The 18,465-nt window shown below is 39.2% G+C and carries 12 protein-coding genes; 7 read left to right on the forward strand and 5 right to left on the reverse strand.

Going from position 1 to position 18,465, the window contains the following annotated elements; all coding sequences use genetic code 11:
• Positions 1-85: 85 nt before the first annotated feature.
• Together AAEU31_RS13000 and AAEU31_RS13005 are read right to left on the reverse strand one after the other, a co-directional pair.
• A complete protein-coding gene (locus AAEU31_RS13000; RefSeq protein ID WP_421967420.1) occupies positions 86-2,884 on the reverse strand; it encodes a TonB-dependent receptor in 2,799 nt (932 codons plus the stop codon).
• A 302-nt stretch (positions 2,885-3,186) separates the two neighbouring features.
• Positions 3,187-3,972, reverse strand: a complete 786-nt coding sequence (locus AAEU31_RS13005) for an IclR family transcriptional regulator (protein WP_135925771.1) — start codon at positions 3,970-3,972, stop codon at positions 3,187-3,189.
• A gap of 432 nt (positions 3,973-4,404) precedes the next feature.
• Here AAEU31_RS13005 and AAEU31_RS13010 point away from each other — a divergent pair, with 432 nt between their 5' ends.
• The 4 genes from AAEU31_RS13010 to AAEU31_RS13025 all read left to right on the forward strand — a co-directional run bounded on the left by AAEU31_RS13010 (position 4,405) and on the right by AAEU31_RS13025 (position 10,343).
• Positions 4,405-5,547: a Gfo/Idh/MocA family protein gene (locus tag AAEU31_RS13010; protein WP_421967421.1), complete on the forward strand. Its 1,143-nt coding sequence runs from the start codon at positions 4,405-4,407 to the stop codon at positions 5,545-5,547.
• A gap of 19 nt (positions 5,548-5,566) precedes the next feature.
• Positions 5,567-7,342: a sodium:solute symporter family protein gene (locus tag AAEU31_RS13015; protein ID WP_199526781.1), complete on the forward strand. Its 1,776-nt coding sequence runs from the start codon at positions 5,567-5,569 to the stop codon at positions 7,340-7,342.
• 268 nt (positions 7,343-7,610) lie between these two features.
• Positions 7,611-9,107 carry a hypothetical protein gene (locus AAEU31_RS13020; RefSeq protein ID WP_421967422.1) on the forward strand — a complete coding sequence of 499 codons (1,497 nt, stop codon included), beginning with the start codon at positions 7,611-7,613 and terminating at the stop codon, positions 9,105-9,107.
• Positions 9,108-9,341: 234 nt separating this feature from the next.
• Positions 9,342-10,343 carry a family 43 glycosylhydrolase gene (locus AAEU31_RS13025; protein WP_421967423.1) on the forward strand — a complete coding sequence of 334 codons (1,002 nt, stop codon included), beginning with the start codon at positions 9,342-9,344 and terminating at the stop codon, positions 10,341-10,343.
• 67 nt (positions 10,344-10,410) lie between these two features.
• On the opposite strand, the gene AAEU31_RS13030 is transcribed toward AAEU31_RS13025, so the two are convergent.
• Positions 10,411-11,220, reverse strand: a complete 810-nt coding sequence (locus tag AAEU31_RS13030; RefSeq protein ID WP_421967424.1) for a DUF2306 domain-containing protein — start codon at positions 11,218-11,220, stop codon at positions 10,411-10,413.
• Between the two features lie 227 nt (positions 11,221-11,447).
• Here AAEU31_RS13030 and AAEU31_RS13035 point away from each other — a divergent pair, with 227 nt between their 5' ends.
• The gene (locus AAEU31_RS13035; protein WP_421967425.1) at positions 11,448-12,584 is read left to right on the forward strand and encodes a helix-turn-helix domain-containing protein; all 1,137 of its coding nucleotides are present in this window, start codon (positions 11,448-11,450) and stop codon (positions 12,582-12,584) included.
• Positions 12,585-12,587: 3 nt separating this feature from the next.
• Here the strand turns inward: AAEU31_RS13035 and AAEU31_RS13040 are convergent, their stop codons facing one another.
• The gene (locus AAEU31_RS13040; RefSeq protein WP_421967426.1) at positions 12,588-14,315 is read right to left on the reverse strand and encodes a response regulator; all 1,728 of its coding nucleotides are present in this window, start codon (positions 14,313-14,315) and stop codon (positions 12,588-12,590) included.
• A 1-nt stretch (position 14,316) separates the two neighbouring features.
• Entirely contained in the window at positions 14,317-14,856 is a 540-nt protein-coding gene (locus tag AAEU31_RS13045) for a heme NO-binding domain-containing protein (RefSeq protein WP_199526785.1), read from the reverse strand.
• Positions 14,857-15,044: 188 nt separating this feature from the next.
• Here AAEU31_RS13045 and AAEU31_RS13050 point away from each other — a divergent pair, with 188 nt between their 5' ends.
• Positions 15,045-16,652: a sensor domain-containing diguanylate cyclase gene (locus tag AAEU31_RS13050; RefSeq protein WP_421967427.1), complete on the forward strand. Its 1,608-nt coding sequence runs from the start codon at positions 15,045-15,047 to the stop codon at positions 16,650-16,652.
• A gap of 158 nt (positions 16,653-16,810) precedes the next feature.
• A complete protein-coding gene (locus AAEU31_RS13055; protein WP_421967428.1) occupies positions 16,811-18,424 on the forward strand; it encodes an RICIN domain-containing protein in 1,614 nt (537 codons plus the stop codon).
• Positions 18,425-18,465 lie beyond the last annotated feature (41 nt).

Raw genomic sequence — 18,465 nt, forward strand, 5'->3', positions numbered from 1 at the left:
GCATCACGAAAGATAAATAGTTCACAAAAAAAGCCTCCGTTAGGAGGCTTTGGCTTAGGTATATCACCTACAACAACATAATGAGTTAGAAGGTACCGCGAATACCTACGTAGTATTGGCGACCTGTAAAGTTGGTTGTCGCAATGATTGACTCATCGTTATTAAAGTAACGATCGAAGCGCTCATTGGTTAAGTTTGTCACATTGAATGTCAATGAGTAATTGTCATTGATTTTATATGACGAGCTTAAATCAAGCTGTTGGTAGTCGTTTACATGACGAGGGCCTGCGAAGAAACCAAATGATGGCTCAAGTAAGTATTTCTCACGATAGTTGTAAGATAAACGAACTGATGCTGGACCTTTTTCATAGTAACCAACTAAGTTATATACATTCTTCGATAGACCTGTGTAGCTGAATGTTTGACCTTCAAAGCCATCACCAAAGTCAGTGTCACTGTCTGTATAAGTGTAGTTTGCTAACATGCCTAGACCATCAAATGGAGCAGGTAAGAAATCAAACGTTGTTTGGAAACTTAACTCAGCACCAGAGATAGTTGCAGAAGCCGCATTTCGTGGACGGTCTACAGATGCCCAATCAATTCCAGCGATTGTTTCTGGCGCACTTGAATTAAATACGAAACCATCGATCTCTTTTTGGAATAATGCACCACTTAGAAGACCTGTGTCGTTGAAGTACCACTCAAGTGATAAATCGAATGAATCAGATTCAAACGGTTCAAGGGCCGGGTTACCAGCAGAACCTGTTAGAGTTGTAGTACTAAATGTAAAACGCGGTGAAAGCTGTGAAAGCGTTGGGCGTGTTACAGTTTTACTTGCACCAAAGCGTAAGTACACTTCGTCAGTTAATTCAGCATTTAAGCTTAAACTAGGTAAGACATTTGTGTAATTACTGCTCGTTGAGCTTGTTTCACCAACAACATCGTAGTCACCGGCACTGCGGATGATGATTTCTACAGGTAGTGCACCCGTTGCTTCTACATCAGTTTTGACTGCACGTACACCAACATTACCTTTTACTGGAATGTCTGCAACGTCAAAGGCCATGTTTGCTTTGATGTAAGCCGCGGCAATGTCTTCTTCAACTTTGAATGAGCTGATGCTATCAAACTGTCTTTCAACACCATACTTGTTGTGGAAATCAGTTGGGTCACCAATAACAAAGCTACGTATTACATTTGCATCTGGCGCTTCACCTAAGAAATCGTCAACAGGGAAGTCAAGTAAGTTGATTGCAGATGTTGGTAGTACCGCAGGAACACCATTTGCACCTGTAAAGCTATTACCTACATATGCTTTGATCTCTTTTGCACGTTGTGTGTAACGTACACCAGCCTCAAGACTTGTGAAATAGTCATTGTCTAAGAAGTATTTGGCATCAAAAGCGAATGATAAAGACGTATCTTTTACATCACGGGCATTTGAATTACCAAATGCAACACGGTAGTTGTCAGGATCATTCAGATCAGTGCCTGTAACATATAGATCAGGAATACCATTATCTGGATTACGTGCGTCATATACTACGTCTGCAAAGGCTTGTAGTAGTACGCTCTTCAGATCACGTGTTTGCTCGCCTTTTGAATAGCCGATATCAAAATCAAGTACCCAATCTTCATTTGGTGCCCAGTTCACGTGTGTACCAAGTGCTAGAGTATCTGATTCAAGTTTAGTTAATTCTGATACACTTCGGAATTGTGTTTGTGGTGCAACGGCATAAACAAGATTATCGTTTTCAACAACAGCTTCAGTAACTAAGAATGGGAAAATACCACCTACACCACGACCGTTAGGATCATTAATATCGGCAGCTACCCATTGACTTGGATCTTGTGGGCCACGGAATTGGAAACGAGCAGGCAGTTGCAGTGCTGTCTCATCAACATCGAATGTTGCATATAAACCATCGAATGTAATGTTCAACTCATCGCTTGGCTGAAATTCAATAACTGCATTTAAACCTGTACGAGTTCTCTCATCACCATAGTATTGAGTTAGTGGCTCAATTGGGTATAGAGAGTTAGGGTAATCGATACTACCATCGTTAGTTCCACCTGGAACTGTGGCAAGATCAGGGCGAATTTCAACACCGTCTCCTGTACCTGGGCCAAAGTTTACATTACCCCAAGAGAAGTATTCATCTTCACGCGTTTGACGTTCTGAATAGGTAACACCTACAAGTACACCAAACTTTTCATCGTCAGATTTCCAGTTCACGATACCTGACAAGCGAGGATCTGTTGAATCTGCAAGTTCACTGTAAACACCTTCGGCTGACCAAGCACCCGAAAAGCCTACTTCATCAGCATCAAGCGGTTTACGCGTTTTAATATCTGCGTTACCACCAATACCGCCTTCAAGTTGGTCTGCTGAAACGGTTTTATACACGTCCAGTTGTCCAATTAACTCAGAAGGAAGTACATCAAGAGAGAATTGACGGCCAATACTACGGCCAGACGATAATGAACGACCGTTTAGTGTTACCTGTGTAAAGTCAACTGGTAAGCCACGGATTTGTACATATTGACCACCAAGGCGACCATCTGTACTACCATTCGTGCCACCATTTGGGCTACCACGAGGACGGTCTATCGAAATACCCGGAACACGTTGCAACGACTGCGCGACGTTTTCATCGGGAAATTTGCCCATATCCTCAGCAGCAATTGAATCAAGAATTTTGTCCGAACCGCGTTTTGTCGCGATAGCTTCTTTCAAGCTCAATCTTACGCCGCTGACTGCAATTACTTCGATATCATCATTTTTAGCATCCTGTGCTTGTGTATTCTCCTCCGCCGCTACTGTGCTTCCCATTAGAGAGAGCGCTACAGATAAGGCTATTTGGCTTCTGGTGAATTTCATCATATTGACCCCCATCGCTCTAAGCGTATTGTTATCGTGAATGTTCAAATGTCCATTCAGTGATATATAAAGACTAAAATTCCGTCAACGCGCTTTAGTGATTACGTTGTTTAGATTTCTTAGTTAAAATTTTGCCAAGATTAATGTTTTATAAATGAAACAAGTTGGTTGCAAACCTGTTAACAAGACGTTTTCAGAATATTCCTGAAAAACGCTTTTTCACCAGAAAAACAGCACGTACCAAAAGACAAATAAGTATTTAAAAGTGGGGAGGTGAGGTAAGCGCATAATTAGTTGTGCATCCGTCAATTCTCGTCGTTAAAGCCCATTTTCTTTGAGATTAACAATGACGTGTCTTTAAGTTTTCTAATTACCTCATCAAAATTAGCATTACGAGATTCATCACGATACATAAGTATCGATGTTAATAATACGGCCACTGCATTATGGTAGTAATCAAATATAGGCACACCGATATCGTATACGCCTGTCAAAACAGGGCTCGGCATAGCTTCGTGGCCTTGCTCTTTTACCCTTAACCAAATATTTCGCAGTGCCATCAAATCAAGTGAAACCTCGGGGTGATTCTCTTGATATGCCTTAAGCATGCGCTCGCGATTGTCATAAGATGCAAAAGCAAGTAACACATGACCAGCACAATTATCAGTGAGCGGGCCTCGCCCTCCGACTGGTAAGGTTAAGCAGTTACTGTTGGTGTCATAATCTTGGTGCGAAAGTATTAAACCGCCGCCATCGGAGTACACGACTAAATGACAAGATTGTTGAATTTCGCTACAAAGCGTTTGAATGATCGGAAATGCAACGTTGTTTAAATGGTGGACTGGGGCGTACCGGTGGGTTAGTCGATATAGTTTTAGGGACAGTCTGTAAACACGTTCTTGCTGAAAAAACTCAAGATAATGTAAATCATTTAGTACTGCGACCATACGAAATATTTCAGCTTTAGATTTCCCTAATGAATCAGAAATTTGCGTAAGGTTAAGGCCTTCAGGAGTTTTTGCCAGTAATTCTATAATGGCCATGCCTTTCTCAAGAGCAGGTGCTTTATACTTGGTATCTTTCTCAGTCATTGGGTACGTCTAATCACTTATAAAAAGAGGTTGGTGGTCATACATAAGTGTAGACTTTTTGTTAACTTATGCACTTTTATATCGCTGCAAAAAGCGGTAAAAGTATGTGTATATCGCATCTATTTCGTTTTGGTCAATAAACCAATTCTTATTTTTATATAAAAATTATAGCGTTAAACTGCCTATAAATTATTCATCAAACGTTTTTTAAACAACGTTTAGTCTCCATTGAACCAAAACATAGCTAGGCAATAGTTAACAGTCTGCTTTGTAAATTTCATGTTTTAAATGTGAATGTTTTGTATTTGAAACCCTGCTTGCGTTTAGTTTCATTAAAAAAATCTCATTCATGTCAAAGTCACAAGTGATTGACCTAGTAAGTCGTCCGTTACTAACGTAAGTAACAGTGCATCAGTTGCTAGGAATAAAATTGTGAAAGTAGGTATTTGTGGTTTAGGTGACCGTTTGAGTTATGTCGCCAAAGTTATGCATGAGCTAATCCCAAACTTTAATTTGGTCGCTTTTGCTGATCCGGAATCTGTAAAAGTTGAATACATGGAGTCCCATGGTATTTCAATGCGATCTTATGATGATCTTGCGGATATGTTAGCTAATGAGCAGCTAGATATGTTGATGATTGGATCACCCAATCATATGCATTTAGAGCACCTTAGATTAGGAATTGAAGCAGGTTTACTGATTTTTGCAGAAAAGCCAATTGTCATGTCAGAGCAGCAAACCTATGACGTACTTGAACTTATCGCTAAGCATAATGCGTTCGATAAAATTCTGGTAGGCATGGTTTTACGCTATGCTCCTTTATACAAAGATTTAATTGCTGCTGTTTCTTCAAAGCTATTGGGTGACATTACAAGTATTGAAGCTTCTGAGCATATTCCACCAGAACATGGTGCATTTTTTATGCGTGATTGGCGAAGACACCATGGTTTGTCTGGGGGCTTCTTACTTGAGAAATGTTGTCATGATCTCGATCTATACCAAGGTCTTGTGAAGAGTCGTCCAAAAAAACTTGTTAGTTTTGGTGGTCGTAAAACATTTACGCCAGAAAACAAACATCTTGGTAAACACCCTGTTTATCATCAACGTAAGTCACGTTGGAATGGTATTGATGAAGTGTTTGATAACGACTCGGAGTTGGTGGATCACCAAACAGCGCTTATTGAGTATGAAAATGGCATAAATTTAAGTTTTCATACAAATTTGAACGTACCGAATGATTATCGTCATTTCAGTGTGTTTGGCACGATTGGTATGGCTGAAGGAGATTTTGTACGAAATTACTTTAAAGTACATGACTGTATTACCTCAGGCGCTCTTATCGATAAGTCATACATACATGATGATTCAGTTTCTATGCACTACGGTGCTGAAGAGGAAATGGCTGCCGATTGGATTGCTTACTTTGAAAATGGAACACCGTTACCAGTTTCAATTGTTGATGCTTTACAGGCTGGCTTAACGGCTATCAAGCTAGACGAAGCAAGGCAAACAGGTTCGATTATCGATATGACAGAAACATGGAAAAAGTTTGATAGCTACCTAAATAAAAATTAAAACACATCGGGAGATTCACATGGTCTTAATTGATTGGTTAATAGTTGCGTTTTATGTAGTAGCAGCCGTTGTTATAGGGATGCTCTTTACAAAAAAGGCCAGTGAAAGTACGGCTGATTTTTTTGTTGCAGGTCGATCATTACCTTGGTACATCGCTGGCACATCCATGGTGGCAACGACGTTTTCGTCAGACACCCCCTTGTTTGTGGCTGGGGCCGTGCGTGAGCAGGGCATCTATGCAAACTGGATCTGGTGGGTTAGCGTAATCGGGGTAATTATCTCTGTATTTTTCTTTGCTAATTTGTGGCGTCGCTCTAAAGCACTGACAGAGATTGAATTAATCTCACAGCGTTATGATAAGAGCTTAGCCACAGATTTTTTGCGTATATTCAAAGCGATATTTGATGGTGTATTTGTAAACTGCATCATTATTGCTTCGGTTACGTTAGCAATGTCAAAAATTATAGTGGTAATTTTAGGGCTCTCACCAGAGCCCTTATTTGCAATTCCTTTATTTGGCGACATTACTGCGACGACATTAATTCTTATTGTATTAGCGGTTGCTGCTGTTGTTTATACCGCTATGTCGGGTTTATATGGTGTTGTGTACACAGACCTAATTCAATTTGCGCTCGCAATCATTGGTTCGATGGTTTTAGCTGTTATCGTTTATGTTGATTTGCAAGATCATGGAGGTATCGTAGCTGCAGTTGAAGCGTCACCTGGCTTTAATAGTGATACGTTAAAAATGATCCCTGATTTTGAGTGGGATCTAAAAACAGCCACTTTCTTAATTTTGGTTTGCATAGGCTGGTTAAACTATGCCCCAGGGTTTGGCTTTTTCCTTCAGCGAACATTAGCTGCGCGAAGCGAAAAAGATGCCATGCTGAGCTTGTACTGGTTTGCGTTTTGTCACTTAGTATTGAGAAGCTGGCCGTGGATCATTGTGGGTGTGGCGTCATTAGTGTATTTCCCAGCGATCGCCGATGCCGAACAATCTTATCCTATGATGATTGATGAGTTTTTACCTGTAGGTTTAAAAGGCATAATGGTGGCGTCGTTACTTGCTGCCTTCATGAGTACTTTAGATACGCAGCTAAACTGGGGGTCGTCATACTTGGTCAACGATGTTTACGAGCCTTATTTAGTGAAAGGACGTGAAAAAGCGCATTATATAAAAGTTGCACGCATCAGCATGCTAGCACTCACTCTGTTTGCTCTAATAGTCACGACTCAGCTGGAGAGTATTTTGGGAGCCTATGAGTATATTACCGTTATCATTATTCCGATTTCAGTTGTATTAATAGCTCGTTGGTATTGGTGGCGCATTAACGTTTGGTCAGAAATAAGTGCACTTTTATCTGCAGTAATTGTAGGTAATGCAATGATGTATATTTTACCTGATGAAGGCGATGCTAAATGGTTTGCTGTTCGTATGCTGATAACCACATGCGCAACTTTGGTTATTAGCTTAATTGTGACATTGCTTACAACGAGCAAAACACCCAGCCCGAAAACAATTGAATTTTATAGCCGCCTTAAGATTCACGGTAGAGGATGGAAAAAAGTTAGAGACATCACAGGTATAGAGCCAATAGCAGCTGGAATTAAAGATAATGCTATTGCCTGTGTCGCGAGTATTATCTTTATTTATTCCCTACTGCTTGGCATAGGTAACGCCCTGTTTGAAGATTGGTCTACCTTTGGTTATTACTTAATATTCATAATTGCATCTGGTTGGGTGGTAAAAATTAAGATGCCAAAAGTAATAGCTTCATTAAGACAAGAAGTATAACAAAAGAGTTTTTTAGTTGTGTCGCAAGCCATGCAGTGCTCTTGTAAAGAGCATTTGCATGGCTTTTTTTTGTTTAAAAAATAGATTTTAAACACTTCAGCATACTGTTTATTTATAGCCATTTTATATCTGAAACGTAATTATTTTTAATGTCTTACAGATAAAACATAGAGAGAATAGTGATGTGTAACTTTGTAATTTATTTGTTAATTAAAAGCGGTTGTGTAGACTCATATTATAGCCTTTAATCATCAGTGGTTTAGAAATAATGAATAATAAACTCCTCAAAATCGTTCCAAGCATTGCTCTAGCCTTTGCTTCATTAAGCGCTTGCTCATCAGAGTTACCTAAAGAGGTTAGGTGGATGCAAGATGCCAAGTGGGGCATTAGCCATCATTATCTGGCAGGTGGGACGTTAGATAACGCTTGGTATCAAATTACCGATTATGATGAATGGAATAACTATGTAAATGGATTTGATGTTGACGCTTATGCACAAAAGGCAGAAAAATTAGGTTACAGGTATGTGATTTTTACCTTGACCCAAAATCGCGGTTATTTGTCTACAACCAGTGAGATATACGATTTACATTCACCTGCTTGTCCAAAGGTTGAGGTTGCTCCAGGTTGTAAAACTCAACTTAACTCGAATCAAGCTGATTACACCCCATCACGCGACCTTGTTTTGGATTTGGCGCTTGCACTTAAAGCAAAAGGCATCAAGCTAATTGCATATCTACCTTCTCATTTAGGAGATAGATGGACGGGCACAAAAGTGAAAGCGCCTTATCCAGATTGGTTTTTAAAAGGGTTTATTAGTGAGCGAGCAAAAAAATGGGGCGATAATATTGCTGGTTGGTGGTTTGATGGTTGGTACCAAGCTGATGAGTCAGAGCAAGAATTAGCTGCAAACAATGCTTACCCAGTTGCTGATAAGTTAGCTGAGTCAGTGCGAAGTGGTAATCCTAACGCTGTTATCACTATTAGTGATGGATTTGACTATAGCTTCATTCCAAATGACCCACAAAGTAACTACACCCAAGGTGAGCATAATGAGCTTCCGCCCATTCCTGAATCAGGCGAAGTGACAACAGCACTTGGCACCAAAGTGCAGTGGCACGGCTTTACATATACATCACTGGAAGACCCACTTTTTGGTGGTTGGGGTCAAGTAAAACGAAGCTTAAAATACAGCAATGAAGAAGTCGCCGAGCGGGTTAAAGCTATTTCGCAAGTCGGTGGGGTTACTACTTTAGATGTTGCGATTAATCCAAATGGCACTTGGTTAGTCGACCGCTTAGTGCAGATCCAAACAGTCGGTAATACAGTGGGTACAACGCAAGATACAACTTACTCAGGCCTTGAATTAGTCAACGATGATGATCCACGTATCCAATACAGTGAGAATGGGAACTGGCAATCTGTAAGCCAAACGAATACTGGAGAGTATAAGCAAGATATGCACATAACCGAAGTAAATGGAGCTTATTTTAGTTACCAGTTTACTGGCTCGAGTATTGTCTTTGCTACTTCAAAAGCTGCAAACCAAGGTGACGTAGAAGTGATCTTGGATGGTCAATCACAAGGGACGTTTTCAATTTTTGACGGTAACAATTATCGACAAGTACAAAGCATTGTTTTTGAAAAGCATGACTTGGCAGCGGGGCCACATACTTTAACCGTTAAGAAAGTTTCGGGTGATGTTATGCCCGTTGATGTAGTGTTATCGAAAAAACCTGAAGAATATAAAGCCAAATCGCAATAGCGATACCTAAATCAAGGGTGGAGTGATGTCCCCCTTTTTATTTTAGAGCAAGCTTAGAGTCGTCTAAATTGTGCGTTTTTAAGCTTGCTTTTTCTTGTCTATATTGAGTTTACCTCTAAAAATCTGCTGTACCTTACATTTCCTTTTACCGTTTGCTAAAAATAATGCTATATTTGTGGTTCTCATGAAAAGTAATAAAATAATACAAATAAAAATCAATGATCAGGTTTCAATATGACATTAAACACTAATAGCCCGCTAGTAGAGCAACGTGCCGACCCGTTTGTGCATAAGCACAGCGACGGCTTTTATTATTTTACCGGTTCTGTACCCACCTATGATCGCATTGAACTTCGTAAGTCTGCGACTCTAGAGGGCTTAAAAGACGCTGAGACCTTTGATATTTGGTTTAAACACGACAGCGGCCCAATGAGCCGACATATTTGGGCACCTGAAATTCATTACCTCGATGGTAAGTGGTATATCTATTTTGCAGCCAGTGAAGAACAAGATATCTGGGCACTACGCCCGTATGTACTTGAGTGTAAAGGTCAAGATCCATTAAATGACGAATGGGTTGAGCTTGGCATGATGCAAGCAGCTGACGGCGATGAAAAGTCGTTCACTGATTTTTCTTTAGATGCCACCATTTTTGAAAATAACGGTAAGCGTTACTTTTGCTGGGCAGAGAAAACCGGTGGCCAATTTGCGGCATCAAATCTTTATTTAGCTGAAATGGAATCGCCAATTAAGCTAAAAACCGCACAGTTTATGCTAACAACCCCTGATTATGATTGGGAACGTGTCGACTTTTGGGTAAACGAAGGCCCAGCAGTGCTTAAAAATAACGGGAAAATCTTCATTGCTTTCTCTGCAAGCGCAACTGGTGCATGTTACTGCATGGGCTATATGGAAGCTGACGAAAACAGTGACTTGCTTGATCGTAATTCTTGGACTAAAACACGTATGCCAGTGCTTGAAACAAGTGTTGAAAAGAAAATTTTCGGCCCTGGTCATAACTGTTTTACTGTTGCTGAAGATGGAGAAACACCACTGTGTGTTTACCATGCCCGTGACTATGAGCACGCAGTAGGTGAGCCAAGTGTGGTGCCAAAAACAGATACGCGTCCACTTGAAGAGATTGTAAAAGATCCGCTTTACGATCCAAACCGCCACGCTCGTGTTATGGAAGTTAAGTTCGACGAAAACGGCCGCCCGTTATTTGAATTGTATTAATTTACTGTAATGCAGATTAAAAGTATTAAGCCACCTATATAGGTGGCTTTTTAGCTTTAAAGCTTGGTTAAGCGGTGATGGCAGGATACCAGTTTGCCAGCGTCACCCCAAATAAGCCGATTAAAAATACGACAGATATTAACGCCATCAAAGATGCAGTAGCGAGAGTGATAGATGTATGGGGAGTTTGCTCTGCATAGCGGACAAGCTCAGCGATTAAAAGAGGAACTAAATAAGAGCAAAGGCTTACGGCAATCACTGCTGGCCCTGTGAAGGTCGCGGTATCAACGCCTAAGGTGCCAAATACTAAAAACCATGCAAATATCATTAATCTAAAAAACAACACACCATTAGCTGCAAGGTATAAGCGTATCGCCCAAGTTTTATGCGCGTTGAAGTCACTAGCCCGCGCAGTTTTAACCGCGAATATACTTGATACAATAACCACAAAGCCGCCAAACATCGTCAGTGCATGCATCAAGGTATTACCAACGGTGCCCCTTACTATCATTAAGTACATGCCCGCAAATGAAATACAGCAAGCTAAAACAACAAAGACACGGCCATTATAACGATGAAATGTTCTGTATTTTGCTCGCAATTTTTCAATGAGCTGTAAGCTTCCACCAAGGATCATCACGACTGCAAATAATACATGCACTGCATACATTAAATTCCCGGTAGCATCATTGGCAACATAGGCGGTGTTATTTAGTCGGTTCCAACCTGATAGGCCTGTTGTTAATCCTGTCATTCCATAACCAAGAATGAGGTAAACCACAAAGCAAATTTGTGCCATTAGCAGGCTAATAAACCAAAGTTTTTTACTGTATTCGAGCGCCTTCAAAGGCGTGACTTTGCTATTTCTGTTAGACATAACCAATTCCATTACATTTTTCTAATACCGCAAATATAAAGGGCTAGAGCAAGATTTCTTCTCAAATTCGAAATTTGAGCAATGAAAAACTGTATTTATTTATGACTACTAAAACAGGGATTGACACATTCACTAACAAACTCTTTTTGCTATGTTGATTTTGAGACAGTAAACTTGTTTGATTGGTAAATAATTCATCAAACACCCAATTTAAGGTATGCCGAGTTATGCAAAATACTTCCCCTTATTACGTGCTCGTTTTTGTCTGTATGGGGCTAATGCTGCTAAATGGCATGAAAAAGGATAAGCAGCTCATTCATTATCTGTTTGCTGTATTTTGTGGCTCGCTTTGCATGGTTGGTGTGCAAAAAATCAGTGCACCAAGTATAGGTGTTTACAGCTATTTAATTGGCTTATTTACCTGTGCTACCTGTAATATGTCTTGGCTGATTTCACGTACTTTATTTCGTGAGCACAAACCTATTTCTACCGTACATATTGCAGTGGCAGGCGCGATTGCGGGGTTAATTATGTTCAACCAAACTTGGCATTATTTAGTAAGTATTGATGTGCAGGTTTTCCCTGATAGCCAATTTATGTGGCGGTTAAAGCAAGGTATGGCCGAAATAACAGTGCTGCTATCTTCAAGTATTCTGGTGCTGTCTTTTTGGGAAGCATTACGAGATTACAAAGATAAAACCGACACACAAAAGTTGCAGGCAAAAATTTTTGCTAGTTGCTACTTTTTAGCGGTATTTAATGCCAGCATTTTGCCTAAGTTTTTATTTATTGAAAGCGAATTTCAACGCTTTGAGCCGCTTATAATTACCTCATCTGCGTTATTGATTGTACTTGCGATGCAGTTAGTGATGTTTTTGCAAAAACGTGCTCATAGTAGCGTGCCTGAATCAGTTGATACTGAAGTAGTGAACTCTGAAGATGTAAGCACAGCTCACAAACAAACTGAGTTGTCTGAAAATAAAGAGGTAGAGCCTGAGATTATCACGGGTATAGAAGCACTGATCAACAAGCAGCTTTACTTACAAAGTAATTTAAAAATCTCTGATTTTGCACAAGTATTAGCAGTACCTGAGTACAAGATTAGCCGCGCTATTCGACATCATTTTAAAGCCACTAATTTTAATTTATTTATAAATCAGTACCGAGTTCAATACGCACAAACGCTATTACTAAAAGATGAAGCAAGTCATTGGAGTATTCTTAGTATTGCATTGGAAAGTGGTTTTTCTTCGCTTGCTACCTTTAACCGTGTTTTTAAAAGCATTGTCGGGGTAAACCCTAATGAGTTTCGTAAGCAGAACAACTCATTAGTTGAACAACAAATCGTGGAGCTTACTGATTAGCGTTCACAGTGGTTTTTGAGTTAAATGCTCTGCAATGACCTCAAACATAGTTTGTACTTCTATAGGCTTGGCTATATAACCTTGCATCCCTGACTCTTTGGCTTTGGTGAGGTCGGCTTCCATGGTGTTGGCAGTCATGGCAATAATAGGGATATGGGCAAAATTTGGCTGCTCTTTAATTTTATTCGCTGCGGTATAACCATCCATTCTTGGCATTTGGCAGTCCATCAAAATACAGTCGAATGTGTCTTTTTCGACAGCTTCAATGGCCGCAATACCATCTTCGGCAATATCAACAATAAAGCCATTTGAGCGCAATATTTGTGATGCAATTTGTTGGTTAAGCGGATTGTCTTCAACTAATAAAATTCTTGAACCAGCGAGTTTTTTAAAACAGCTGGTATCAATTTTGTTTGTTTTCTTTTTCTCGATACCTAAGACGTGATCCAGTGATTTACATAAGTTAGCTTTGATAATTGGTTTTAATAAAATTTCATCAATATTTTTATCAAGCTTAGTTAAGCTACTTTTTACTTTTTGATTTTCAAATGAGGCAAGAATAATTATTTTCTTAATATTGATAGTAAGCTGTTTTTTTAGGTTATTGAGAAGGGAGCTGTGTTCATCATTAAAAATATGCCAATCAAGGAAAATAAAGTCATAGTCTTGGCTGGGATCTATGTTTAATAGTTTGTCATCATGATAAGAAATACTATCAACTTTTATGCCCAACTTTTCGAGTAATTTAAAAAGGTGCCTTTCTTTTACATGGTCTTGTTCAATTATTAGCGCACTTTTGTTTTTGTAATCGTTTGTATTATAGTTACTTTTTACAGCCGACTTACCAAAAGATGCGGTGAAGCTAAAGCAGCTGCCAGCATTTAGCTGGCTATCAACGTGAATATTGCCACCCATTAATTCAACTATTTTTTTACTGATCACTAAGCCAAGGCCTGTACCTCCAAATTTTCTTGTTGTTGAAATATCAGCTTGAGAAAATGGCTTAAATATCGTCTTGACCTGCTCCTCAGTCATACCAATCCCTTGATCAGTGACTTTAAATTCAATTTGAATATTCTCATCAGTTTGCGATACACATAAGAGTGTTAACTTAACATTTTTATGATTTGAAAATTTAATTGCATTACTAAGTAGGTTTAACAGTACCTGATTTAACCTTAACGTATCGCCAATGAGGTATTCGGGAATATTATCATCAATATCAAATATGACCTCAATGTTATGTTTTTCAATCAAGCTACTGGCTAAGTTAGCCAAAGTGGATAAAAGGTCATTAATATTGAAATCATTACTTTCTAATTCTAATTTATTCGCTTCGACTTTTGAAAAGTCTAAAATATCGTTAATGATCCCTAGTAAAGACTTAGCTGATAATTGAATTTTCTCAATGTAATCATATTGTTTGTCAGTTAACTCAGTATCTAAGGCAAGGTAAGCCATGCCTAATATAGCATTCATCGGAGTGCGAATTTCGTGGCTCATATTAGCTAGAAACATTGATTTTGCATTATTTGCAGTATCAGCAGCTATTTTGGCTTTGTTTAAGTCATCAGTGCGCTGGGCAACCTCTTGCTCTAGTGTTTCGGCTGCTTTTTTTAGAGTCATATTCGCTTCATATAACTCTAATGACTTCTGCTCAAGAAGCGCTTCAGCCTCTATTCTAGCTCGGCGCTCTCGCTCTAATCGACGTTTAAAAAGGTTCTCATCCACGCTAGATTACTTTTGTTAGGGTAAAAATGGCCGATTGATAATCAGGTTCAATCTCACTTTTAACGGTCAATGTTTCATTAAAATGTTCGCATGCTCCTTCGATTAACCCCTCAGCTAAACAAGCAAAAGGGTTATATGAGCGATAGAACATTTGCATTTGTGTATCACTAATACGTTGTGTCCAAAAGCTTGGCAGCTCTGCATCACTGTATAGCTTCTTGACTTCGATATGAACGTGACGGTCAATAGTATCAAGGAAGTCAAAGGTGTTACTGACGTTTTTGAAAAAATGTGGGAATAATACAAAGAAGCGACCTAACAGGTACTTACCATAGGCATGTACAAGCTCATCAACAGGCTTATCAATATGTTTACTTAGTGAAGTGACTAGCATGATCAATTCTTTATTATCATAGTTGCCCACACTCGTATAAGCACCATCAGTGAACAGTGAGTTTTCTGTGATTATTTTATCCACTAGTTCATATGAGAACTCATGTTCAACCATATCTATAAATTCAGTAAAAATAATACCTTTCATGCATAAATCTAACGATTCCTCATAATAAAAGTTTAGATGTAAAAATTAGATTTACAATTTCATACGAGTAAGGGGCATCGTACTTTATCCTTTATTGACAGATTATTAGCTGACTAACAAGCAAACAGGCAAAAGGGGATTATACTGGTAGTACTTAAGTTGTTCTTTTGTGGTTGGTGTACTGCTTTATGGTTATAGGAACGAGACTGAAAAAACGTTTACTTCTTGCTTTTACCTTTGCTTGCTTTGCTATTTTAGGTGCGCAGACCATTATTAGGCATTTTTGGATTTTGCCCTCTTTCGAGGCAATGGCTAAGCAAAACGACAAAATTGATATTCAACGAGTTCAATCACAACTACAACAAGAAATAGATGCTTTATCGAAAATGGTGTTCGACAGCTCGGCTTGGGACGTCATGTATAATGCAGCCAAAGAGCGCAATGCAGACTGGTTCAACAATGATTATATTATTGCAGATGCGCTTCAACGATTAGACGTTAATGGTTGGTATTTGTACGATACTGAAGCTGTAATTATTGCAGGAGGAAGCTTTGACAATGAGTACCAAGCCTATTCTCCAGTCATTCTTGAGACACCAAAACTACTCATAGATAATGATTTGATTGTTTTACCGAGTGATTTGAATAGTCAATCAGAGCCATTAATTTCTAAAGTTCACTTTATACAAATTGATAACAAGCCTGCATTAACTGTGTCTTATAATGTTACTAAGTCAGATGGATTGGGCGAACCGACCGGCTCTTTAATGATGTGGAGTTTTATTGATGAAGCATTTATTGAGACTTTAACGCCCGGGCTTGCCGAGGATATTGGCTATTACGAAGGTGAGGAAGCACAACGTTACTCTGATTATTTAACCACAGTTTTTGGCAAAAAAAATACAGATTTTCAGCCGAACACTTACAATGATCAACTCTATATTGGTGTTGAAGATAAATATTCTAACCTTCTGTTTGTATTATCAATTCCTACCAGAGAACATACCTATGATAAAAATTTATTTGATAGTTCTTTGCTAACCGGATTAATGATATCTGGTTCTGTGTTTATATTGTTTTATCTTTACATTAATCAACAAGTTTTACGCCCCCTTAGTAAAGTGAAAGTGTCGGTATATTCGGCAATCAGTAACAACGATTTTAGTATCCGTGCTAATTACCATGGTGACAATGAATTACACCAGTTAGGACAAGGTATTAATGAACTGTTCTCATTAATTGAAACACAGCGCGCTGAACTGTTTGCACGCCATGCAAAACTTGAGCAAATCAGTAATACAGATGCAATGACTTTACTGGCAAATCGTCGAGCATTGGATAAGCATTTAGAAGATCTTGCTAATGATCCGCAATGTGAAGAGACCGCAGTATCATTTATCGTAGCTGATGTTGATCACTTCAAACTCTATAACGACTATTATGGCCATGAACAGGGTGATAGAGCGTTGTGTAAAGTGGCCAAAGTTTTAATGACTATAGCAGCGCCCGAGGATTATTTTGTAGCTCGATATGGCGGCGAAGAATTTGTAATGGTGCTTAGTAACACCGATGCAAAGAGAGCGTTTGGTGTTGCTGAGACACTTCGTAAAGCGGTAGAGTCTGCAGCTATTGTGCATGAAGGACGAAGTGACGTTAAGTTTGTTACTTTATCGGTCGGCATTGCCTGTAAGCCTGTTGCCACGCAATTTGATTCTAATACATTGTTTAAGTTGACCGATGAAGCGCTGTATCAAGCAAAAGCGCAAGGTCGCAACTGTTGTGTGCTGAGCAGCTAATTTTTACCCTCGTTATAAACACTTTCTTATCTGTTGATTCTCTCCTTTATACGTTTGTTTACAAAATAGATACACTTTTGCTTTTATTATTTTACATTTGAATTAATCTAAACACTCCAATATGTAATTTAATAATACTATTAGAGGTGGTTTGTTTTATGTTTAAAGTGATACAAAGATCTAAAAACACTTCAATACTGAAATTAGGTATTGCTTTATTGGGGGCTTTATCTTGTTACTCAGTAGAGGCTGAAGATTGCAATGCAATGCCTGAGTCGGGTCAATTATATTCAGTTATTAACCGCGGCTCAGGGTTAGCTTTAGATATTAATACGACTGATTCAACTGCTGCACCCAACGTCATAACGTATGACTATTGGGGAGGCAATAATCAGCAGTTTCAATTTATTAAAGAGAGTGACGGTTATTGGATTATTCGCTCCGTGTACAACAATAAAGTGCTCGATGTGCTTGATTCGTCACAGTCTAATGGAGCGAATGTTATCGTTTATGATGATTGGCAAGGAGCAAACCAACGTTGGCAACTTAAGGCATCGTCATCAGGCGGGTTTAACATTGTTAATAAGCTGACCAATAAAGCACTGACAGTGGCAGGAGCAAGCAATGCAGCTAATGTTTATCAAAATGATGATACGGGAATTAGTTCGCAAAGATGGTTTATAAACCCTGTCGATTCTGTATGTGGCAGTGGGGGTGACGGAGGTAATCAACCAACGCCCAATAATTTAGTAGGATTTGCAGCACAACCAGGCCAGGATGGCTTATCGACAACCACAGGGGGTGGCAATTCGACACCAATTAGAGTCACAAGCTGTGATGCGTTAAATAATGCACTGGGCTCATCGTCTCCAGCAGTGATCCACATACCTGATAATACGACGATTAATTGTCATACCAGCAACAGAGTTGTACAGGCATGTCCTTTAGATTGTGGCCAATGGAACGACTTTGGTAAAACTTGGTATCGAGTACCAGTTGGTGGTCAAAGCTGCAGCGAACTAGGCAGCACTTCAAATTCACTGGTTAATGTTACTCGCAATGAACGCCGTATTATTGTTCGCTCTAATAAAACTTTGCAAGGCTTGGGTAAGAACTCAAAACTAGTAGGTGCCAGCCTCGTTATAAGCAAACAACGTAATATAATTATTAAAAATCTGATGCTTGAAAATATTAACCCTGCACTTGTAGAAGCGGGGGATGGGATCTCAATTGACGATAGTAGTCATGTTTGGGTTGATCATATGGCTTTTAATAAAATAAGTGATGGTTATATCGATATTGATAATAGTCAAAATATTACCCTTAGTTGGAATCGTTTCTATGGTTATAACACCCAAGTTTGCGCTAATCAGCATTGGTACACTCACTTATTTAGAAACTCACAGGTGACTGCTCATCACAATTTTTGGGATACGGCTGCGGGAAGAAACCCTAAAATAGATGGTTACAATTCTCGCGTTCATATGTTTAATAACTACTGGAAAAATATTACTTACTTTGCAATCAGTGCAAGTGATGGCGCTGAAGTGCTTGTTGAAAACAATTATTTTGAAAACGCAGCAAAGCCACATTGGAATCAAGGCTCTGGGTATTTTAGTGCATCGGGAAATATTTACACGGGACGCTCAGCAACTGATCAATACAGAGATAATGGTGCGTCGGTTTTCACTGATATTCAGCTTTATCCTTATAGATTAGATAGTGCGAATACGTTAGGTAGTAAAGTTGATGGGGGAACTGGACCTCAATAGTTATAAGGCCTGTTTTGTTACTCAGCGCATGTTTTTAACAT

The sequence above is a fragment of the Pseudoalteromonas thalassia genome (assembly GCF_049257215.1).
Classification (GTDB): domain Bacteria; phylum Pseudomonadota; class Gammaproteobacteria; order Enterobacterales; family Alteromonadaceae; genus Pseudoalteromonas; species Pseudoalteromonas lipolytica_C.